The organism is Pseudomonas putida (genome assembly GCF_002906855.1).
Taxonomy (GTDB): Bacteria; Pseudomonadota; Gammaproteobacteria; order Pseudomonadales; family Pseudomonadaceae; genus Aquipseudomonas; species Aquipseudomonas putida_N.
Genome location: NZ_MINI01000038.1, coordinates 1533403 through 1554233, shown reverse-complemented (window position 1 = coordinate 1554233; position 20831 = coordinate 1533403). Strand labels below are relative to the sequence as shown.

Sequence of the window (20831 nt, the reverse complement as noted above, 5' to 3'; positions counted from 1 at the left end):
GAGAATTTATGCGTCGTGCCCTGCTATTGGCTCTCGCCGTGCTCGCCCTGCCCCTCCAGGCAGCTGAACTCAAGCCATTCTCGGCCAGCTACACCGCCGACTGGAAGCAACTGCCCATGAGCGGCACCGCCGAGCGCAGCCTGGTCAAAAATGCCAACGGTACCTGGGACCTTAATTTCAAGGCTTCCATGATGATCGCCAGCCTGACCGAGCAAAGCACCCTGCGCATGGACAACGACACCCTGCTGCCGCAGAAGTACCACTTCGAGCGTGGCGGCCTGGGCAAGGCCAAGACCGTCGACCTGACCTTCGACTGGAACGCCAAGAAGATCACCGGTACCGACCGCAAGGATGCCATCAACCTGCCGCTCAACCGCGGTGTGCTGGACAAGTCGTCCTACCAGCTGGCACTGCAGCACGATGTGGCCGCTGGCAAGAAGAGCATGACCTACCAGGTAGTCGATGGCGACGAGATCGACAACTACGACTTCCGCGTGCTCGGCACCGAGAAGATCACCACCAAGACCGGCCAGGTCGAGGCGGTGAAGGTCGAACGCGTGCGTGCCCCAGCCCAGAACAAGCGTGTTACCGAGCTATGGTTCGCCAAGGACTGGGACTACCTGCTGGTGCAGCTGCGCCAGGTCGAGACCGATGGCAAGGAGTACGTGATCGTGCTGCAGGATGGCACGGTCGACGGCAGGACGGTGAAGGGTAACTGATCCCCTGCAGCCCGCAGTATCCGAAGCCCCGCCCTGTGCGGGGCTTCTTTTTGCCCGGCTTTCATGAAACTTGTTTCATGCCTGTTTTATTTACTTAGCCTGCTAACAAATTCTATAAAGGGGTTGTGCGACACAGTGTCGCAGTCAACTCAAAGCAGTGGAGTTTACCGATGACAGTCCAAGTAACCGAACGCGACGAATCGAAAATGTCCCACGAAGGCCTGGCCGCTGGCGTGCGGATCTGGGATGTGCACCAGCAAGGCCAACTGGTCGGCATGTTCCACCAGGAACATGAAGCTCACCAGTACCGGGCAGAGCTCGAAGAGCTGGAAAACCAGCGCACCACGCAATAAGCCAGACCCCTTTACACAGTCTTCCAATAAAAAACCCCGCCGAGGCGGGGTTTTTCGTGCTTACCACATCAGATCGTCTGGGATCTTGTAGGCAGCGTACGGATCGTCCTCGTCCGCTTCCTCGACATGGGTATTGAGCAGCAGGATTCGGTTCGGGTCGCGCTCCTGGATCTTCACCGCCGCCTCGCGCGGGATCACCTCGTAGCCGCCAGCATGCGACACGATGGCCAGCGCGCCGTTGCTAAGGCGGGTGCGCATCAGGGCGTTGACGGCAATGCGCTTGACCTTCTTGTCGTCGACGAAGTTGTAGTAGTCCTCGGTGGTCAGCTTGGGCAGGCGGGTGGCTTCGATCAACTGCTTGATCTGTGCCACGCGGGCCTTCTGCTCGGCCTTTTCCTGCTGCTGGCGATTCAGCTCCTGGTCACGTTTGGCCTTTTCGGCCATGGCTTCCTTGGCCAAGCGCTGCTGGCTGTCGTCGACTTCGACCTGGCCTTTGTGCTCCATGCGCTTCTGTTTCTTTTCAGCTTTGTTGGTCTGCGAGACCTGTTTCTGGTTGACCAGACCGGCTTTGAGCAATTGGTCGCGAAGGGAAAGGCTCATGAATGTTCACTCACTTATGCAACAGCTCAGCCGCAGCTGGGCAGGTTCTTTTCCTGACGCTTGGCTTCACCCCAAAGGGCGTCCAGCTCGTCAAGGTTACAATGTTCAATCGGCCGGCCGCTGTCACGCAATGCCTGTTCGATGAAGCGGAAACGCCGCTCGAACTTGCGGTTGGCGCGGCGCAGGGCGTTTTCCGGGTCTTGCTTGAGGTGGCGGGCCAGGTTCACGGCGGCAAACAGCAGGTCGCCGACTTCATCCTCGAGGGCGTCGGCGTCGTTGTCGGCCATGGCCTGCAACACTTCGTCGAGTTCCTCGCGCACCTTGTCCAGCACCGGCAGTGCCGCTGGCCAGTCGAAACCGACGGTGGCCGCGCGCTTCTGCAGTTTGGCCGCCCGCGACAGCGCCGGCAATGCCGCCGGTACGTCATCGAGCAGCGACAGTTGTTCAGGGGTGCTTTTCTCGGCGCGCTCCTCGGCCTTGATCTCCTCCCAGCGCGACTTGACCTGGGCCTCGTTGAGGCTTGGGGTGTCCATTGGTGCGTACAGCTCGCCCGTCGGGAATACGTGGGGGTGACGACGGATCAGCTTGCGGGTGATGCTGTCGACCACGCCATCGAACTCGAAACGCCCTTCTTCCCGGGCCAGCTGGCTGTAATAGACCACCTGGAACAACAGGTCGCCGAGCTCGCCCTGCAGGTGTTCGAAATCGCCGCGCTCGATGGTGTCGGCGACTTCGTAGGCCTCTTCGATGGTGTGCTGCACGATGCTCGCGTAGTTCTGCTTCAGGTCCCACGGGCAGCCGTACTGCGGGTCGCGCAGGCGGGCCATGAGGTGCAGCAGATCTTCGAGGGTGTAGGTCATTTAAGCAGGTCCTTCGGTGGTGCCTTCTTCGCGGGTTTACCCGCGAAGCAGGCGCCGCGGTCTCAAGGGGTTCGATTACGCCGTGTTTCGATGATGTTCGGCAACTGCGAAATCCTGCCCAGGAGGCGCCCAAGCGCATCCAGGCCCGGAATCTCGATGGTCAGCGACATCAAAGCGGTGTTGTCTTCCTTGTTCGAGCGGGTGTTGACCGCCAGCACGTTGATCTTCTCGTTGAGCAGCACCTGCGACACGTCGCGCAGCAACCCTGGGCGGTCGTAGGCACGGATGACGATGTCGACCGGATAGGTCTGCACCGGGATTGGCCCCCAGCTTACCTGGATCATCCGCTCCGGCTCGCGCCCGGCCAGCTGCAGCGCCGAAGCGCAGTCCTGGCGGTGGATGCTGACGCCGCGGCCCTGGGTGATGTAGCCGACGATGGCATCGCCTGGCAGCGGCTGGCAGCAGCCGGCCATCTGCGTGAGCAGGTTGCCGACACCCTGGATCTGGATGTCGCCACGCTTACCGGTACGCGGGCCGGTAGGCTTGCGCGGCACCAGCTCGATCTGCTCGATGCGCTCGGGCTCGAGCAGCTGCTGGGCGGCGTTGACCAGGTGCGCCAGGCGCAGGTCACCGGCACCGAGCGAGGCAAACATGTCCTCGGCGGTCTTGACATTGGTCTTCTCGGCCAGGCGCTCGAAGTCCACCTGCGGCAAGCCCAGGCGGCTCAGTTCACGTTCGAGCAAGGTCTTGCCGGCAGCGACGTTCTGGTCACGCGCCTGCAGCTTGAACCAATGGACGATCTTGGCCCGCGCCCGCGATGTGGTGACGTAGCCGAGGTTGGAGTTCAGCCAGTCACGGCTCGGGTTGCCGTGCTTGCTGGTGATGATCTCCACCTGCTCGCCGGTTTGCAGGCTGTAGTTGAGCGGCACGATGCGCCCGTTGATCTTGGCGCCACGGCAGTTGTGGCCGATCTCGGTATGCACGCGGTAGGCAAAGTCCAGCGGCGTGGCACCCTTGGGCAGGTCGATGGCGTGGCCATCAGGGGTGAACACGTAGACCCGGTCGGGTTCGATATCGACCCGCAACTGCTCGGCCAGGCCACCGATGTCGCCCAGCTCTTCATGCCATTCGAGCACCTGGCGCAGCCAGGAGATCTTCTCTTCGTAGTGATTGGAGCTCGGCTTGACGTCGGTGCCCTTGTAGCGCCAGTGGGCGCAGACACCGAGCTCGGCTTCTTCGTGCATGCCGTGGGTACGGATCTGCACTTCCAGCACCTTGCCCTCGGGGCCGATCACCGCAGTGTGCAGTGAGCGATAGCCGTTTTCCTTGGGGTTGGCGATATAGTCGTCGAACTCCTTGGGGATGTGCCGCCACAGGGTGTGCACGATACCCAGCGCGGTATAGCAGTCACGCACCTCAGGCACCAGCACGCGCACCGCACGCACGTCGTAGATCTGGCTGAATTCCAGGCCTTTGCGCTGCATCTTGCGCCAGATCGAATAGATGTGTTTCGCCCGGCCGCTGATGTCAGCCTTGACCCCGGTGGCCAGCAATTCGTTTTGCAGCTGGTTCATCACGTCGCTGATGAAGCGCTCACGGTCCAGCCGGCGCTCGTGCAACAGCTTGGCGATCTGCTTGTACTGGTCAGGCTCCAGGTAGCGGAAGGACAGGTCTTCCAGCTCCCATTTGATATGGCCGATGCCCAACCTGTGAGCCAGCGGCGCATAGATGTCGAACACCTCGCGCGCCACACGCAGGCGTTTTTCGTCATCGGCAGACTTCACCGCCCGGATCGCACAGGTACGCTCGGCCAGCTTGATCAGCGCCACGCGCACGTCGTCGACCATGGCCACGAGCATCTTGCGCAGGTTCTCGACCTGCGCCTGCGAGCCCAGCACCAGCGACTGGCGCGGGCTCAGGCTGGCGCTGATGGCGGCCATGCGCAGCACGCCGTCGATCAACTTGGACACCACCGGGCCAAAACGCTGGCCGACTTCGGCCAGGGTCACCTTGCCTTCACGTACCGAGCGATAGATCACCGCCGCAACCAACGAATCCTGGTCGAGCTTGAGGTCGGCGAGGATTTCGGCGATTTCCAGGCCGGCCTGATAACTGGACGTACCGTCGGCCCACGAATGCTTGGCCGAGTTGCCCTTCTTTTCGATTTCCTGGGTGAACTCGCAGGCTTCTTTCAGCGCCACGCGATCCAGTGCCGAATCGACGCTCACCACGTGATCCAGCCATGCTTCGAGATTGATACTGCCGTCTGTGTTGACCGGCTGGTGCACTCTCACCTGTACCATCTTTGTTTTACCTTTCCATACAGCGCACCACACGGGTGCACTGGCTATCACCGTGCAGCTTCCCTTCCGTGGAAGCCGCACCAAGGGGCCAGTTCGCTAGCCCGCTTCGAATAACGCCATGGCTTCGACATGCGCCGTCTGAGGAAACATGTCGAGAATCCCGGCCCTTTTTAACCGGTACCCCTGACCGACCAGCACCTGGGCATCTCGCGCCAGCGTGGCCGGGTTGCACGATACATACACCAAGCGCTTGGCGTTGAGGCGGGCGATGCCTTGCACCACCTCATATGCACCGTCGCGCGGTGGATCCAAGAGTACCGCAGAAAAGCCCTCGGCGGCCCATCCGGCGCCTGCCAAAGGCTGCGATAAATCGGCCTGAAAAAACGCGGCGTTATGCACATCGTTGTTCCGGGCATTGGCCGCGGCCCGATCGACCATGGCCTGTACACCTTCCACCGCCACCACTTCACGTGCCTGACGCGCCAGCGGCAGGGCGAAGTTGCCCAGGCCGCAGAACAGGTCCAGCACGCGCTCGTCAGCCTGCGGTGCGAGCCAGGCCAGGGCCTGCTCAATCATCGCCGTGTTGACCTGGGCGTTGACCTGGACGAAATCGCCCGGGCGCCAGGCCAGTTCCAGCTGCCAGGGCGCCAGGGTAAAGCCCAGTTTCGCCTCGGCATCCACAGGGGCCGGCTCACCCTCGCCCTGCAGCCAGAGCTGGGCCTTGGCCTCGTCACAGAATGCCTGCAAGCGTGCCAGGTCGTCCGCCGACAGCGGCGCCACATGGCGCACCAGCACGGCTTCGGCGGTGCCACTGAACAGCTCCACATGGCCGATCGCCTGTGGCTTGCCCAGCGAGCGCAGCACAGCCGGCAAGTGGCGAAGAATAGATTGCAAAGGCTGTACCAGCACGACGCAGTCATCGATGGAGACAATTTCCTGGCTCGCTTCGGCGCGCAAGCCGACATCCAGGTGCTTTGCCTTCACATCCCAGCGCACTGCCACCCGCGCCCGGCGCCGGTAGCCGAACTCCGGCCCGCTCAGGGGCGCGGCCCATTCTTCGGGCTGCACGCCGGCCACCCGTTGCAGCTGTTCGGCCAGGGTGCGCTGCTTGAGCGCCAGCTGGGCGTCGTGCGGCAGGTGCTGCAGGTTGCAGCCACCGCAACGCTCGTAGTGGCGGCACGGCGCCTGGCGGCGTTCGGGGCTGGCTTGCAGCACGCGCTCCAGGCGCGCCTCGACGACCTTGCCGCGGGCGTTGAGCACCCGCGCCTCGACCGCTTCACCGGCCAGGGCGCCACTGACGAACCAGGTGCGCCCCTCCAGGAAGGCGATGCCACGGCCGTCACCGGCCAGGCGCTCGATATCCAGACGCTGCTTCTTGCCCACGGGGACCTGGGGCGTGCGGTTGCCGCCGGCCGGCTGGAAGCGCAGGCCGCTGTTGCTCTTTTTCTTGGACATTTAGCTCGGGTCAAACAGGCCGGTGGACAGATAACGGTCGCCGCGGTCACAGATGATCGCGACCATCACGGCGTTTTCCACTTCGCGGGACAGGCGCAGCATGGCTGCCACCGCACCACCGGAAGACACGCCACAGAAAATGCCCTCTTCGCGCGCGAGGCGGCGAGTGGTGTCCTCGGCCTCCTGCTGGGACATGTCCATCACACGGTCGACACGGGTGGCATCGAAAATCTTTGGCAGATACTCCTCGGGCCAGCGGCGGATCCCCGGAATGGCCGAGCCTTCCATCGGTTGCAGGCCGACGATCTGCACGTTGGGGTTCTGTTCCTTGAGGTACTGCGAACAGCCCATGATGGTACCGGTGGTCCCCATGGAACTGACGAAATGGGTGATGGTGCCCTGGGTCTGCTGCCAGATTTCCGGGCCGGTGCTGGTGTAGTGGGCGATCGGGTTGTCGCCGTTGGCGAACTGGTCGAGGACCAGGCCGCGGCCTTCGGCCTGCAACTTCTCAGCGAGGTCGCGGGCGCCTTCCATGCCCTCTTCCTTGGTCACCAGGATCAGCTCGGCGCCGTAGGCGGTCATGGCTGCCTTGCGTTCGGCGGTGGAGTTGTCGGGCATGATCAGGATCATCTTGTAACCCTTGATCGCCGCTGCCATCGCCAGGGCGATGCCGGTATTGCCGGAGGTGGCTTCGATCAGGGTGTCGCCTGGCTTGATCTGGCCGCGCAGTTCGGCGCGGGTGATCATCGACAGTGCCGGGCGGTCCTTCACCGAGCCGGCTGGATTGTTACCTTCGAGCTTGAGCAAGAGGGTATTGCTGGTTTCGCCAGCGATGCGCTGCAGGCGAACCAGGGGCGTATTGCCGACGCAATCGGCGATGGTTGGGTACTGCAAGGTCATGGCGTATTTCACAATCCGGACGGCAGGGGTGCCTATCATACCGGCAAACACTTCCCGGCCATATCACGCAATCTGTGGTTGCTATAGCTACAAGCTATAAGCCATAAGTTACGAGCAGCTTATCGTTGCCCCTGTAGGAGCGAGCTTGTCCCGCGAAGAGGCCGGCACATGAATCGGCAACCTCATGCACAGGCGCAGCCCGCGCTTGCCATTCTCCGCCCACAAGGTTCCGCCTTGGCGCTGGATCGCACTGCGGGCAATGCTCAACCCCAGACCAAAACCGCCATCTCCCGGTCGTGAGCCATCGAGCCGGGAGAACGGTGCAAAGATCCGCTCCAGGTCTTCATTGGCCACACCCCCGCCCTCGTCTTCCAGCCACAAACGCCAATACCCGCCCTCGCGCTGCCCACCCAGCCGCACCAAGCCATTTTCCGGCGAATGGCGGATAGCATTGCGCAGCATGTTCTCCACGGCCTGGGCCAGGTGGTTGAGATTGCCCTCTACCCAGCAATTGCTCGGCAGCTCGCAGCGCAACCGCTCGGCCGACCAGCCACTTTCATAGCTGGAGTCCTCGACCAGCAGGCGCCACAGTGCCTTGACCTGGATCGGTTCTAGGTTCATCGGCGTACGCTCGGCGTCCTGCCAAGCCAGTTGCAACGTGTTCTCGACCAGCTGCTGCATGCAGTCCACCTCACGCCCCAGGCGTTCTCGCAAGCGCGCAAGGTCGGTCTCGCTGTCACAGGCCACGCGCAGGCGGCTGAGCGGCGTGCGCATCTCATGGGACAGGTCGCGCAACAGCTGCTGCTGCATCACCACGGTACTTTGCAGGCGCTCGGCCATCTGATCGAAAGCTCGGGCCAGTTCGCCCAGCTCGTCATGGCGGGCCGTGGTCCGTGAATCCAGGCGGGCCGAAAGCTGGTCGGCACGCCAGGCATTGGCCTGCTCGCGCAGCTGGTTTAGCGGGACGATCAGCATGCGGTACAGGCCAACACACAGCAGCAAGGTAAACAGGCCGGGGATGATGCCGTTGGTAACGACTTGCCAGGCCAGCCGGTAGTGGCCCGGGTTGAGCCGTTGTGGCAGCTCGATCACCAGCATGCCCTGTTGCGGCGCGCCGGGGAACGGAATGCGCAGCCACGGCTGGTCGACGCTGCGCCGGCTCATGGGCCAGTCGACGCCACGCAGGCGGGTGAGCCGCTGCATGATCTCGGGGCCGAGAATGGCACTGTCGAGGGGCCGCAGGTTGAGGTCGAGCACACCGACCCAGCCGCGTTCGCGCTGCTGCATCGCCGCCACCCAACGGTCCAGCCCCTCCCGCCCTCCGCCACGCCAGGCCGTTTCCGCCTCACTGGCATAGTTGCGCAGCACCTTGCGGGCCGACTCATCGAGAAAGGCGTTCTGGGTTTCCATGTGGCGGCCCCAGGTGTAGCTGAGGCCGATCATCAACAGGCAGAAACCCACCAGCAGGATGGCCAGCTTCCAGAACAGCGAATGGCGATCGAGCATGGCCTACTCCGCTTCGCCAACGCTGAGCACGTAGCCTTTGCCCCACACAGTGCGGACCTCTCGCTCGTGATAGCCGATACTCTTGAGCTTGCGGCGGATCTGACTGACGTGCATGTCGAGGCTGCGGTCGTGTCGCGAGTAACCGCGCTGCAGCACCTGCTGATAAAGGAAGGGCTTGCTCAGCACTTCATCGACATTGCGGTAGAGAACGTCGAACAGGCGGTATTCGCTGGGGGTCATGCCGGCTAGCTGACCACCCAGACTGACGTCACACAGGCCTTCGTGGAAATGCAGCGCGTCTGCGGCGGCCTCCAACGGCGGCTGATGACGCCGCTCAAGGGCGACCCGGCGCAGGATCGCCTCGATCCGCACCTGCAGCTCGGCCATGCTGAAGGGCTTGGGCAGGTAATCATCGGCACCACGCTGGAAGCCGCTGATGCGGTCGGCCTCGGCGCCCAGCGCCGACATCAGGATCACCGGCGTGGCGCTATGCTGGCGCAGCCGGGCCAGGGCATCCAGGCCATTGAGGCCAGGCAGCAGGATGTCCATCAGCACCACGTCGAAGCTTTGCCGACCGGCCGCCTCCAGGCCATCCAGGCCATTGCGGCACCAGGTGACCTGGAAGCCGCCACGCTGCAGCTCTTCATGCAGGTACGCACCCAGGACCGGATCGTCCTCGATCGCCAGGATGCGGGATATGTAATTAGCCACAGGATTCATTAGCAACTGCCATTCATTCTCAGTTGCGCAATTATTGTGCATGGTCTTCTTCCAGGCAACCGCCCTGCGACCAATGCGTTGGCCAAGTAACGAAATGACATTCAGTGGGTGCATTAGCGCAGCCAGCGGAGTAACTTTCCGCTTTGTTCCGTCGTAGCGACGACGGTGTCCAGGCACATCACAGGAGGCGAGTGTGCTCGATCGTTTGGGAATCAGAAGCCGGGTGCTGCTGCTTGCACTGCTGCCGGCCAGCCTGATGGCACTGGTGCTGGGCAGCTATTTCACCTGGCTGCAACAAGACCAGTTGCGCACCCAGTTGCTGCAGCGCGGCAAGATGCTCGCCGAGCAGCTGGCACCGCTGGCCGCACCGGCCCTGGCACGGCAGGCACCCGCCCAGCTGGAGCGCATCGCCGCGCAGACCCTGGAGCAGGCCGACGTGCGCGCCGTGGCGTTCCTCGCCCCCGACCGCAGCCGCCTGGCCCATGCCGGGCCGAGCATGATCAACCAGGCCCCCAGCGGCGGCACCGGCACTCAGTTGCTGCAGCGCACCGGCAACGACGCCACCCGTTACCTGATGCCGGTGTTCGGCCACCACCGCGACCTGGCCACCGATGCCGTACCGGCCGAGGCCGAGCGCCTGCTGGGCTGGGTCGAGATCGAGCTGTCCCACGACGGCACGTTGTTGCGCGGCTACCGCAACCTGTTCACCAGCGTGCTGCTGATCCTCGCCTGCCTGGCCCTTAGTGGTCTGCTGGCGATGCGCATGAGCCGCACCATCAATGACCCGATTGCACGCATCAAGCACGCGGTCAACCAGCTCAAGGACGGCCACCTCGACGAACGCTTGCCAGCCATGGGCAGCCATGAACTGGACGAACTGGCCCGCGGCATCAACCGCATGGCCGAAACCCTGCACGGCGCCCACGAGGAGCTGCAGCACAGCATCGACCAAGCCACCGAGGATGTGCGCCAGAACCTGGAAACCATCGAAATCCAGAACATCGAGCTGGACATGGCACGCAAGGAGGCCCTGGAGGCCAGCCGCATCAAGTCGGAGTTCCTGGCCAACATGAGCCACGAGATCCGCACGCCGCTCAATGGCATCCTCGGCTTCACCCACCTGCTGCAGAAGAGCGAGATGACTCCACGGCAGCTGGATTACCTGAGCACCATTGAGAAGTCCGCCGACAACCTGCTGGGGATCATCAACGAGATCCTCGACTTCTCCAAGATCGAGGCCGGCAAGCTGGTGCTCGACAGTGTCCCGTTCAACTTGCGCGACCTGGTCCAGGACACCTTGACCATCCTCGCCCCCGCCGCCCACGCCAAACAGCTCGAACTGCTCAGCCTGATCTACCGCGACACGCCGACGTCGCTGATCGGCGACCCGTTGCGGCTGAAGCAGATCCTCACCAACCTGGTGAGCAACGCGATCAAGTTCACCCGCGAAGGCACCATAGTCGTCAGGGCCATGCTCGAGGACGAACAGGATGACAGCGCCCAGTTGCGCATCAGCGTGCAGGACACCGGCATCGGCCTGTCGCCACAGGACGTGCGTACCTTGTTCCAGGCGTTCAGCCAGGCCGACAACTCGCTGGCCCGCCAGCCCGGTGGTACCGGCCTGGGGCTGGTGATTTCCAAGCGCCTGATCGAGCAGATGGGTGGTGAGATCGGCGTCGACAGCACGCCGGGCGAAGGCTCGCAGTTCTGGATCAGCTTGAGCCTGCCCAAGGCCCACGACGACATCGAGGAGCAACCACTGCAACCGTTGCTGGGGCGCAGAGCGGCCATTGTCGACAGCCATGAACTGGCGCGCCAGGCCCTGGAGCACCAGCTCGAGGACTGTGGCCTGAGCGTCAGCCTGTTCGCCTCTTACGACCAATTGCTGCAAGGCGTGCAGGCAGGCTTCCAGGCCGGCTTGCCATTCGAGTTTGCGGTACTCGGCGCCAACCTCGGCACGCTTTCGCCGGAGCAGCTCGGTCAGTACAACCAGCAGCTGGAACGGTTGCACTGCCAGTGCGTGGTGCTGTGCCCGACCACCGAGCAGGCGCTGTACCACCCCTTCCTGCCTAACGGTCATGGTCAGTTGCTGTCCAAACCGACCTGCACGCGCAAGTTGCGCCGCCTGTTGCTGGAGCTGGTGCAACCGCGCCGCACGCTGGCCGAACCGGCACTGGTCAGCAGCGGCCAACACCGAGCGAAGATCCTGTGCGTCGACGACAACGCCGCCAACCTCCTGCTGGTGCAGACGCTGCTTGAAGACCTGGGCGCCGAAGTGCTGGCAGTCGACAACGGCCATGCCGCCGTGCACGCGGTACAGGCCGAGCCTTTCGACCTGGTGTTGATGGACGTGCAGATGCCCGGTATGGACGGACGGGCCTGCACCGAGCAGATCCGCCTGTGGGAAAAGACCCAGAGTGGCAACCCGTTGCCGATCGTCGCCCTGACTGCCCACGCCATGGCCAACGAAAAACGCGCCTTGTTGCACAGCGGCATGGACGATTACCTGACCAAGCCGATCAGCGAGCGACAGCTGGCCCAGGTGGTCATGAAGTGGACCGGGCTGAGCCTGGGCACATCGCCATTGGAGCATGCCAGCGGGCCGCATGGCGACAGCCATGAGCTGCCGGTACTGGACCCTGACGAAGGCTTGCGCCTGGCCGCCGGCAAGCCGGACCTGGCTGCCGATATGCTGGCCATGCTGCTGGCGTCGCTGGAAAGCGACCGCCAGGCGATTCGCGCTGCGCGCGAGGCGGATGATCCGTCGACATTGATCGAGCAGGTGCACCGGCTCAACGGTGCCTCGCGCTATTGCGGCGTGCCCCAGCTGCGCGCGGCGTGTCAGCGCAGCGAGACCCTGCTCAAGCAGGACAGCCCACAGGCAACGCAGGCGCTGGATGAGCTGGATGCGGCGATCAACCGCTTGGCTGCGCAGGCGCGTCTGAGCGCTTGACGGGATATTTTCGGCGCCTGTGAGATCGAGCGCCGCGCGGGCGGCGCTCGATCTCACAGGCGCCACACAAGCCAAGACATGCACTTCAGAGGAAGCCCACCATGCGCGTTCTGTTGTTCAGCAGCCAGCACTACGACCAGGAAAGCTTCACCCAGGCCGCCCAAGGCAGCGGCCTTGACCTGCACTTCCAGCCCACCCGCCTGACCCTCGACACCGCCGCCCTGGCCCAGGGCTACGAGGTCGTCTGCGCCTTCATCAACGACGAGCTCGGCGCCCAGGTACTGCAGCGCCTGGCCGCTGGCGGTACACGGCTGATCGCCCTGCGCTCGGCCGGCTACAACCATGTCGACCTGGCTGCCGCCCAGCGCCTTGGCCTGGCGGTGGTGCGCGTGCCGGCCTATTCGCCGCATGCCGTGGCCGAGCACGCCGTGGCCCTGATCCTTGCCCTCAACCGCCGCCTGCACCGGGCCTACAACCGCACCCGCGAAGGTGACTTCACCCTCCACGGGCTGACTGGCTTCGACCTGCATGGCAAGACCGTCGGCGTGGTCGGCACCGGCCAGATCGGCGCAGCCTTCGCCCGTATCATGGCCGGCTTCGGCTGCCAACTGCTCGCGTATGACCCCTACCCCAACCCGGAGCTGCTGGCCCTGGGGGCCCGCTACCTGGACCTGCCCGAACTGCTGCGCGAGGCGCGAATCATCAGCCTGCACTGCCCGCTGACCGAGCACACCCGGCACCTGATCAATGCGCAGAGCCTGAACCACTTGCAGCCAGGCGCCATGCTGATCAACACCGGCCGCGGTGCGCTAGTCGACACGCCGGCGCTGATCGACGCCCTGAAAAGTGGCCAGCTCGGCTACCTGGGCCTGGATGTGTATGAAGAGGAAGCCCAGCTCTTTTTCGAGGACCGTTCCGACCTGCCGCTGCAGGATGATGTGCTGGCACGGTTGCTGACCTTCCCCAACGTGATCATCACCGCGCACCAGGCATTCCTGACCCACGAAGCACTGGACGCCATCGCCACCACTACCCTGGACAACATCATCCGCTGGGCGGCGGGTAATCCGCAGAATCTGGTCACCGGTTGATGCTAGGATACGCGGCATTTCTGGAGGACCCATGGTCGAACACGATTTTCGCTACACCCTTTTCAACCCGCAACACACCTTGATCGAGTGCCGCGCCCTGGTTCCGGGCCGTTACCAGGTGACCGGCAACGGTGGCTCGATGCACAAAGGCGACGTCCTGATCGTGACCCTCAAGGGCAGCAAGGACCTGGCCATGCGCCTGACCGTGGAGAGCGTGCGCCACCTGATCAACCCACGCGGCCAGTGGGTGGCCGTGGCCAGCGGCCCGGTGTTCAACGAGCTGGAAATTCTCACCTGGAAGGTCGAGTGCGACAGCTGCGACGCGGTGCTGGACTTCGAGTTCGCCGTCGACGCCAAACTTGGCAAGGCAGCCCGTCAGCCGGCCGCCAGCGCCCGTATCGCAGAACTGGGCTGGGCCAGCCGTGGCGACAAGCATCTGTGCCCGCGTTGCCAGGAGAGCGCCGAGTGAAGAATCTGCTGACCGGTGTGCTGATTGCCACCGGCCTGCTCGGCTGTGCTGCCGAACCTTCGAAGCTGCAGCAGGAACGCAGCTACGTACTGGAGTGGATCGGTGAGCGTCCGCTGATCGACTACAGCCACCTGACCCTGACCCTGGCCAGCGATGGCCGCGCCTATGGCAATGCCGGCTGCAACCACTGGTTTGCGCCGTACACGCTGGAGGGTGAGCACCTGAGCTTCGGCAAGGTCGGCAAGACCCGCAAACTGTGCGCCCCGGCATTGATGGAGCAGGAAAAGCGCTTCCTGCAGGCGCTGGAGACCGTGCAGCGCTGGGATGTGTCGCCCGTCGAGCAGATGCGTTTCTGGCCAGCCGAAGGCAAGCCACTGCGTTTCTGGCCTGAAGAAGGCTGAGAATGTTTGGGGCCGCATTGCAGCCCCAAATGCATCAGGCGCCTTTGAGCGCCTTGATTTTGGCCTGCAGCCCTTCCAGGGTCTGCTCACCCAGCAGTTGCTCACGCACCTTGCCCTTGTCATCGATGATGTAGGTCACCGGCAGCGCCTCGCTGCGTGGCAGGTCATAACGCTCGGCCGGGTCCTGCGCCAGCACGGTGAAGCCGATGCCCAAGGCTTCCGCTGCCTGCTTCAGTTCCGGGCCCTGCAGGCCATCGAAGTTCACCCCGAACACCTTGATGCCATCGGCCGCCCATTGCTTGGCCGCCTGGTTCAGCTCGGGTACCTCGGTACGGCACGGGCCACACCATTCGGCCCAGTAATTGAGCACTACCCAGTGCCCGTCGATCTGTTCCGCCTTTACCGTCTTGCCATCTTGGTCCACGCCGTAATCGGCACCGCAACCACCGAGCAACAGGCTCGCGGTGATGGCCAGTACTGCTGCCAGACGCCTTGCCATGGGTCAATCCTTCTCGAAGTTTCAAGCAAATAGGTCAGTCGCTGCGGTTAGAATAGCCGCCACACCCAGCTGGATGCGACCCGACATGACTGACTTGACGCTCTATCATAACCCGCGCTGCTCGAAATCCCGCGGCGCGCTGGAACTGCTCGAACAACGCGGCCTGGCACCGACCATCGTGCGCTACCTGGAAACCCCGCCCGACGCGGCCACCCTCAAGGCCCTGCTCGGCAAGCTGGGTATCGCCCCGCGCCAGCTGCTGCGCAGCGGCGAAGACGAATACAAGGCCCTGGACCTGGGCAACCTGGCGCTGACCGACGCGCAACTGATCGACGCCATGGTCAAAAATCCCAAACTGATCGAACGGCCGATCCTGATTGCTGGTGACAAGGCCGTGATCGGCCGCCCGCCAGAGAAGGTGCTGGAGATCCTGCCGTGAGCGCGCCCTACATCCTGGTGCTGTATTACAGCCGTCACGGTTCGACCAGCGAGATGGCCCGGCATATCGCCCGCGGCATCGAGCTGGCCGGCATGGAAGCGCGCCTGCGCACAGTGCCGGCGATCTCTACCGAGTGCGAAGCGGTGGCCCCGGACATCCCGGCCAGCGGCGCGCTGTACGCCACCCTCGACGACCTGCGCCACTGCGCCGGCCTGGTGCTGGGCAGCCCGACCCGCTTCGGCAACATGGCCGCACCGCTGAAGTATTTCCTCGATGGCACCAGCAGCCTGTGGCTGGGTGGTGAACTGGTCGGCAAACCGGCTGGCGTGTTCACCTCCACCGCCAGCCTGCACGGCGGCCAGGAGACCACCCTGCTGTCGATGATGCTGCCGCTGATGCACCACGGCATGTTGGTGATGGGCCTGCCTTACAGTGAATCGGCACTGCTGGAGACCCGTGGTGGCGGCACCCCTTACGGCGCCAGCCACCATGCCGGCGCCGATGGCAAGCGTGAGCTGGACCAACACGAGATCGCTTTGTGCCGCGCCCTTGGCCAACGCCTGGCGACCACGGCCAAGGCCCTGGAGGCCGCGCGTGGCTAAAAAGCCCAAGGTGTTGCCCTCACTCGAATGGCTGGCACCGCGGCTGCGCCTTACGCGGGCGTTGAGCCTGGCATGCTTCTTTGGCCTGATCGCGCTGCTGGTGGTGAACAATCTGTGGTTTGCCAACCTGCATGGGGCACGGGTCGAAGTGATCCTGGCGATCGAGTTGGTGCCGCTGCTGTTGCTGCTGCCGGGCATGCTGATGGGCAGCGCCCGGGCGCATGCCTGGACCTGCTTCGTGGTGAATATCTATTTCATCAAGGGCGTGCTGGCGGCGTTCGACCCGGCGCGTGCAGTGTTTGGTTGGGTGGAAGTGCTGGTGAGCCTGGGGTTGTTCATTGCCGGGCTGCTGTATGTGCGCTGGAAATTCCAGTTCGAACGGCGCATGGCGGGCGAAGGCAGTTGAGTTCGGGGGCCGCTTTGCGGCCCCGGCGATCTCAATGGTTGACGGTATGCGCCAGCATTACCGACAACTGGCACAGCGGTCGCCCGCTCTCTGCGTGCCATTGATTGAACGCTTGCTGCACCAGGGCCAGGTCGCGCTGGCTGGTCGGCTGCTTGTCGATCACCTTCTGTGCAATCAACGCCGCCGCCATGTCTTCAGTGGGGATGAAGGTGTCCTTGCCGACCATGCGCAGGAAGCGCGGTGCCGACAATCCGCCCAGTTGGTTGCCGTGCTTGGCCAGGTACTTCCACAGCCCGACGATGTCGGTCTCCGGCCAGTCGGCGATGAACGCGCCGAAGCTGCCCTTCTCCTTCGCCACGTCGAGGATCATCTGCGCATTGCGCGGCACGCTCTTGAGCTTGCCCAGATGGCGGATGATGCGCTCGTCGTGCATCAACCGCTCCAGGTGCTCGGCGCCCATCAGCACCACCTTCTCTGGGTCGAAGCCGAAGAACACCTGCTCGAACGCAGGCCACTTGGCATCCACCAGGCTGTGCTTGAGCCCGGCGCGGAACACGCGCAGGGCCAGGGTCGACAGGTAGCGGTCGTCAGCGATGGCGCGCAGCTGCGCCGGCGTGCGCGGCTGCGGCAGGAAGGCTTCCAGCGCCTCGGCCGAGCCGAAGCGGTTCAGGCAATATGCGTGCAGCCACTGGTAATCGCGCATGGCCTCAGATGTTCACCACGTCGAGGAAACGCGGGGTAGCGTTCTCGTCGATCTTCAGGCTGGTGAAGTCGAACAGATTGCGGTCGGCCAGCTGCGACGGGGCCACGTTCTGCATGGCGCGGAAGATGCTCTCGGTGCGGCCAGGGTGCTTGCGCTCCCACTCCACCAGCATGTCCTTGACCACCTGGCGCTGCAGGTTCTCCTGCGAGCCGCAGAGGTTGCACGGGATGATCGGGAATTCCTTCATGTCCGAGTAGGCCTGGATGTCCTTTTCGCTGCAGTAGGCCAGCGGGCGGATCACCACGTTGCGGCCGTCGTCGGCGCGCAGCTTCGGTGGCATGCCCTTGAGCGCGCCGTTGAAGAACATGTTGAGGAAGAAGGTTTCGACGATGTCGTCGCGGTGGTGCCCGAGGGCCATCTTGGTCGCACCGATTTCATCGGCGAAGGTATACAGGGTGCCACGGCGCAGACGCGAGCACAGCGAGCAGGTGGTCTTGCCCTCGGGCACCAGCTCCTTGACCACCGAGTAGGTGTCCTTCTCGACGATGTGGTACTCGACGCCCAGCTCCTTGAGGTAGGCCGGCAGCACATGTTCTGGGAAGCCTGGCTGCTTCTGGTCCATGTTCACCGCGACGATCTCGAACTTGATCGGTGCCACCTTCTGCAGGTGCAACAGAACGTCGAGCATGGTGTAGCTGTCCTTGCCGCCAGACAGGCAGACCATGACCTTGTCGCCATCTTCGATCATGTTGTAGTCGGTGATGGCTTCGCCAGCGAGACGACGCAGGCGTTTTTGCAGTTTGTTCTGGTTGACCGAGAGGGTGCCCATAGCGCTTGGATCCGCGAGGTGTGACAAAAGCCGGCTATTTTACGCACAAACCACGCGCATCTGTAGGGATTCCGATAAAGACTTCAAGGGAATCAACAACGGCCCTGACAGCGCAATTTGCTCTAAAAAGCGCAGTTTGTGCAGGGATTGGCTTCCTATACTGCGACATAAGGCCACATTACCGTTCTGCTTCGGTGTCCTGGCCTCGGGCCGCTTGCGCTCCATGTGGGGGGCGATTGGCAACATTGAGAGGAGTGACCGGCATGATTCATCACGTTGTGGGGCTGTTTACCCATCCCGACCAGGAATGGCGGGAGATTCGTGGCGAAGAAGAAAGCATCAGCCACATGTACCTGACTCATACGCTCATCCTGGCGGCGATTCCCGCCATTTCGGCCTTTATCGGCACAACCCAGGTAGGCTGGGTAATCGGCGGCCGACCGGCGGTGATGCTGACCATGGACAGCGCGATCTGGATGAGCATCATGTCCTACGTGGCGATGCTCGCCGGGGTGGCGGTGATGGGTGCCTTCATCCACTGGATGGCCCGCACCTACGACGCCAGCCCGTCCATGGCGCAATGCATAGCCTTTGCCACCTACACCGCCACCCCGCTGTTCCTCGGCGGCCTGGCGGCGCTCTATCCGCACTTGTGGCTGGGCATGCTGGTGGGGACCGCTGCCATTTGCTACACCGTGTACCTGCTGTATGTCGGCTTGCCGACGTTCATGAACATACCGTCAGATGAAGGCTTCCTGTTCTCAAGCTCCGTGCTGGCAGTGGGCCTCGTTGTGCTGGTGGCGATCATGGCTGCAACCGTGATCATCTGGGGTTTGGGCGTGGGGCCCGTGTACACCAACTAGATCAGATCCAGCCAACATAGGGCATCAAGCCAGAGGCCGCCGCAAGGCGGCCTTTGTCTTTGTCATGATGCCTGCCTGCTGACCGGCGGCTCGGCAACCGCGACAGGCATCCGGCATAATGCCCGGTCAGGAGAACCACCCCGCCATGCCCGAGCTGCTCAAACAACGCGTCGAAACCTGTTACCAGCAAGCCGAAGCCTTCTTCAAACGCCCCTTCCCGCGCCCGGAAGTCAGCTTCAAGCTGCGCGGCCAGAAGGCCGGTGTCGCCCACCTGCACGAAAACCTGCTGCGCTTCAACCTGCAGCTGTATCGCGAGAACCAGGACGACTTCCTGCGCCAGACCGTGGCCCATGAAGTGGCGCACCTGGTGGCCCACCAGCTGTTTGGTGACCGCATCCAGGCCCATGGTGAGGAGTGGCAGCTGATCATGCGCGGGGTGTATGAGCTGCCGCCGAATCGCTGCCACAACTATGCAGTGCAGCGGCGTGTGGTGACCCGTTACATCTACCGCTGCCCATGCCCGGAGGGTGATTTCCCGTTTACCGCGCAGCGGCACAAGCTGGTGCGCCAAGGGCGGCGCTATCTGTGCCGACGCTGCCGGGCGATATTGGTGTACAGCGGCGAAACCCGCGTCGAATAGGCAGGCACAAGAAAGGCGACCCGAGGGTCGCCTTCTTTTTTACCGCATCGGGATCAACGCACCGGGGTTTCTGCAACGCCCAGATCATCGGTAGGTACCGACAACTCCAGCGGCGCGCCACCGGAAGCCAGCTCGGAGGCCAGCTTGTCGTCATCCATCTCTTTCACCCACTTGGCCACGACCACGGTGGCCACGGCGTTGCCGACCAGGTTGGTCAGTGCGCGGGCTTCGGACATGAAGCGGTCGATGCCGAGGATCAGCGCCAGGCCGGCAACCGGCAGGTGGCCGACGGCCGACAGGGTGGCAGCCAGCACGATGAAGCCCGAACCGGTCACGCCGGCAGCACCTTTGGACGCGACCAGCAGCACCAGCAGCAGGGTGATCTGGTGGGTGATGTCCATATGGGTATCGGTGGCCTGGGCGATGAACACCGCAGCCATGGTCAGGTAGATCGAGGTACCGTCAAGGTTGAACGAGTAGCCGGTCGGGATCACCAGGCCGACGACCGACTTCTTGGCACCCAGGCGCTCCATCTTGGCCAGCATGCGTGGCAGAGCCGATTCCGAGGAGGAAGTGCCCAGCACGATCATCAGCTCTTCACGGATGTAGCGGATCAGCTTGAGGACACTGAAGCCGTGAGCGCGGCAGATACCGCCCAGCACCACCAGCACGAACAGCAGGCAGGTGATGTAGAAGCAAGCCATCAGGTAGCCCAGCTGCACCAGCGAACCCACGCCGTACTGGCCGATGGTGAAGGCCATGGCACCGAAGGCACCGACCGGGGCCAGCTTCATGATCATGTTGATGATGTTGAACATGACGTGGGCGAAGCGATCGATCAGGTCCAGTACCGGCTTGCCGTAGCTGCCCAGGCGGTGCAGGGCGAAGCCGAAGATCACCGAGAACATCAGCACTTGCAGGATATCGCCGTTGGCGAAGGCACCCACCACGGTGTTGGGGATGATGTTGAGCAGGAAGCCGACGGTGGTCTGCTGCGCGCCGGCGGCGGCGTAGGCGGCCACGCTGCTGGCGTTCAGGGTGCTGACGTCGATGTGCATGCCTGCACCCGGCTGAACCACGTTGACGACCACCAGGCCGATGATCAGGGCGATGGTAGAGACGATTTCAAAGTACAGCAGTGCGTAGCCGCCAGTCTTGCCGACCGACTTCATGCTCTGCATGCCGGCGATGCCGCTGACCACGGTACAGAAGATGATGGGCGCGATGACCATCTTGATCAGTTTGACGAAACCATCACCCAAAGGCTTAAGGGCGACGCCGGTTTCGGGGTAGAAGTGGCCGAGCAGGATGCCAATGGTGATGGCGACCAACACCTGGACATACAGGGATTTGTACAGCGGCTGACGTGTCGTCATGGCTCATTTTTCCTCAAGTGTGCCGGCTTCACCCTTCCCAGGGTGTGCAAGCACCTGAATCGCTAACCCTCCTGCACCCGGAGGGATTTGTCGTTGTGTTCGAGCTGCCTGGGCAGGCCTCTGCCAAGTGGAATAGCAAGGGCG

Annotated in this window: 22 protein-coding genes; 11 read left to right on the top strand and 11 right to left on the bottom strand. The window is 63.3% G+C overall.

Annotated elements, in window-relative coordinates:
* Nucleotides 1-8 precede the first annotated feature (8 nt).
* Nucleotides 9-719 carry a DUF3108 domain-containing protein gene (locus tag BGP85_RS19835; RefSeq protein ID WP_103449506.1) on the top strand — a complete coding sequence of 237 codons (711 nt, stop codon included), beginning with the start codon at nt 9-11 and terminating at the stop codon, nt 717-719.
* 170 nt (nt 720-889) lie between these two features.
* On the top strand, nt 890-1072 hold the full coding sequence (locus BGP85_RS19830) for a hypothetical protein (RefSeq protein ID WP_103449505.1): 183 nt from the start codon (nt 890-892) through the stop codon (nt 1070-1072).
* A 60-nt stretch (nt 1073-1132) separates the two neighbouring features.
* Here BGP85_RS19830 and BGP85_RS19825 read toward each other — a convergent pair whose 3' ends face one another.
* The 7 genes from BGP85_RS19825 to BGP85_RS19795 all read right to left on the bottom strand — a co-directional run bounded on the left by BGP85_RS19825 (nt 1133) and on the right by BGP85_RS19795 (nt 9416).
* A complete protein-coding gene (locus BGP85_RS19825) occupies nt 1133-1672 on the bottom strand; it encodes a DUF2058 domain-containing protein (RefSeq protein ID WP_103449504.1) in 540 nt (179 codons plus the stop codon).
* A gap of 26 nt (nt 1673-1698) precedes the next feature.
* Nucleotides 1699-2532 (bottom strand): nucleoside triphosphate pyrophosphohydrolase, encoded by an 834-nt coding sequence (mazG, locus tag BGP85_RS19820; RefSeq protein ID WP_103449503.1) that lies wholly within the window; start codon nt 2530-2532, stop codon nt 1699-1701.
* Nucleotides 2533-2594: 62 nt separating this feature from the next.
* Nucleotides 2595-4835, bottom strand: coding sequence for a GTP diphosphokinase (relA, locus tag BGP85_RS19815; protein ID WP_103449502.1), 2241 nt, complete (start codon nt 4833-4835; stop codon nt 2595-2597).
* 96 nt (nt 4836-4931) lie between these two features.
* Entirely contained in the window at nt 4932-6290 is a 1359-nt protein-coding gene (rlmD, locus tag BGP85_RS19810; RefSeq protein WP_103449501.1) for a 23S rRNA (uracil(1939)-C(5))-methyltransferase RlmD, read from the bottom strand.
* On the bottom strand, nt 6291-7190 hold the full coding sequence (gene cysM, locus BGP85_RS19805) for a cysteine synthase CysM (RefSeq protein ID WP_103449500.1): 900 nt from the start codon (nt 7188-7190) through the stop codon (nt 6291-6293).
* A 108-nt stretch (nt 7191-7298) separates the two neighbouring features.
* The gene (locus tag BGP85_RS19800; protein ID WP_103449499.1) at nt 7299-8696 is read right to left on the bottom strand and encodes a sensor histidine kinase; all 1398 of its coding nucleotides are present in this window, start codon (nt 8694-8696) and stop codon (nt 7299-7301) included.
* Nucleotides 8697-8699: 3 nt separating this feature from the next.
* A complete protein-coding gene (locus BGP85_RS19795; RefSeq protein WP_103449498.1) occupies nt 8700-9416 on the bottom strand; it encodes a response regulator transcription factor in 717 nt (238 codons plus the stop codon).
* Between the two features lie 193 nt (nt 9417-9609).
* Between BGP85_RS19795 and BGP85_RS19790 the strand changes: the two genes are divergently transcribed.
* From BGP85_RS19790 to BGP85_RS19775, 4 genes are all read left to right on the top strand, one after another.
* A complete protein-coding gene (locus BGP85_RS19790) occupies nt 9610-12369 on the top strand; it encodes a response regulator (protein WP_103449497.1) in 2760 nt (919 codons plus the stop codon).
* A 101-nt stretch (nt 12370-12470) separates the two neighbouring features.
* Complete coding sequence (locus tag BGP85_RS19785) at nt 12471-13460, top strand: 2-hydroxyacid dehydrogenase (RefSeq protein ID WP_103449496.1); 990 nt, start codon at nt 12471-12473, stop codon at nt 13458-13460.
* A 31-nt stretch (nt 13461-13491) separates the two neighbouring features.
* Complete coding sequence (locus tag BGP85_RS19780; RefSeq protein ID WP_079226860.1) at nt 13492-13929, top strand: hypothetical protein; 438 nt, start codon at nt 13492-13494, stop codon at nt 13927-13929.
* Entirely contained in the window at nt 13926-14330 is a 405-nt protein-coding gene (locus BGP85_RS19775) for an META domain-containing protein (RefSeq protein ID WP_043196188.1), read from the top strand. The genes BGP85_RS19780 and BGP85_RS19775 overlap by 4 nt, the downstream gene beginning before the upstream one ends.
* A 34-nt stretch (nt 14331-14364) precedes the next feature.
* Here the strand turns inward: BGP85_RS19775 and BGP85_RS19770 are convergent, their stop codons facing one another.
* The gene (locus BGP85_RS19770) at nt 14365-14829 is read right to left on the bottom strand and encodes a TlpA disulfide reductase family protein (protein ID WP_103449495.1); all 465 of its coding nucleotides are present in this window, start codon (nt 14827-14829) and stop codon (nt 14365-14367) included.
* Nucleotides 14830-14914: 85 nt separating this feature from the next.
* On the opposite strand from BGP85_RS19770, the gene arsC reads away from it, so the two are divergent.
* From arsC to BGP85_RS19755, 3 genes are read left to right on the top strand one after another with little or no spacing between them, the layout of a single operon-like run.
* Nucleotides 14915-15268: an arsenate reductase (glutaredoxin) gene (arsC, locus tag BGP85_RS19765; RefSeq protein WP_103449494.1), complete on the top strand. Its 354-nt coding sequence runs from the start codon at nt 14915-14917 to the stop codon at nt 15266-15268.
* Nucleotides 15265-15870, top strand: coding sequence for an NAD(P)H:quinone oxidoreductase (gene wrbA / locus BGP85_RS19760; protein ID WP_016501124.1), 606 nt, complete (start codon nt 15265-15267; stop codon nt 15868-15870). The genes arsC and wrbA overlap by 4 nt, the downstream gene beginning before the upstream one ends.
* The gene (locus BGP85_RS19755; protein ID WP_103449493.1) at nt 15863-16276 is read left to right on the top strand and encodes a DUF2069 domain-containing protein; all 414 of its coding nucleotides are present in this window, start codon (nt 15863-15865) and stop codon (nt 16274-16276) included. Before wrbA ends, BGP85_RS19755 begins: the two co-directional genes overlap by 8 nt.
* Before the next feature lie 31 nt (nt 16277-16307).
* Here BGP85_RS19755 and BGP85_RS19750 read toward each other — a convergent pair whose 3' ends face one another.
* Both BGP85_RS19750 and ttcA read right to left on the bottom strand, forming a co-directional pair.
* The gene (locus BGP85_RS19750) at nt 16308-16979 is read right to left on the bottom strand and encodes a DNA-3-methyladenine glycosylase I (RefSeq protein ID WP_103449492.1); all 672 of its coding nucleotides are present in this window, start codon (nt 16977-16979) and stop codon (nt 16308-16310) included.
* 4 nt (nt 16980-16983) lie between these two features.
* Nucleotides 16984-17808: a tRNA 2-thiocytidine(32) synthetase TtcA gene (gene ttcA, locus BGP85_RS19745; RefSeq protein ID WP_027918067.1), complete on the bottom strand. Its 825-nt coding sequence runs from the start codon at nt 17806-17808 to the stop codon at nt 16984-16986.
* A 263-nt stretch (nt 17809-18071) separates the two neighbouring features.
* Between ttcA and BGP85_RS19740 the strand changes: the two genes are divergently transcribed.
* Complete coding sequence (locus BGP85_RS19740; protein ID WP_103449491.1) at nt 18072-18671, top strand: Yip1 family protein; 600 nt, start codon at nt 18072-18074, stop codon at nt 18669-18671.
* 145 nt (nt 18672-18816) lie between these two features.
* Nucleotides 18817-19311 (top strand): SprT family zinc-dependent metalloprotease, encoded by a 495-nt coding sequence (locus BGP85_RS19735; RefSeq protein ID WP_103449490.1) that lies wholly within the window; start codon nt 18817-18819, stop codon nt 19309-19311.
* A 53-nt stretch (nt 19312-19364) separates the two neighbouring features.
* On the opposite strand, the gene BGP85_RS19730 is transcribed toward BGP85_RS19735, so the two are convergent.
* Nucleotides 19365-20687 (bottom strand): dicarboxylate/amino acid:cation symporter, encoded by a 1323-nt coding sequence (locus tag BGP85_RS19730; protein ID WP_060509215.1) that lies wholly within the window; start codon nt 20685-20687, stop codon nt 19365-19367.
* Nucleotides 20688-20831 lie beyond the last annotated feature (144 nt).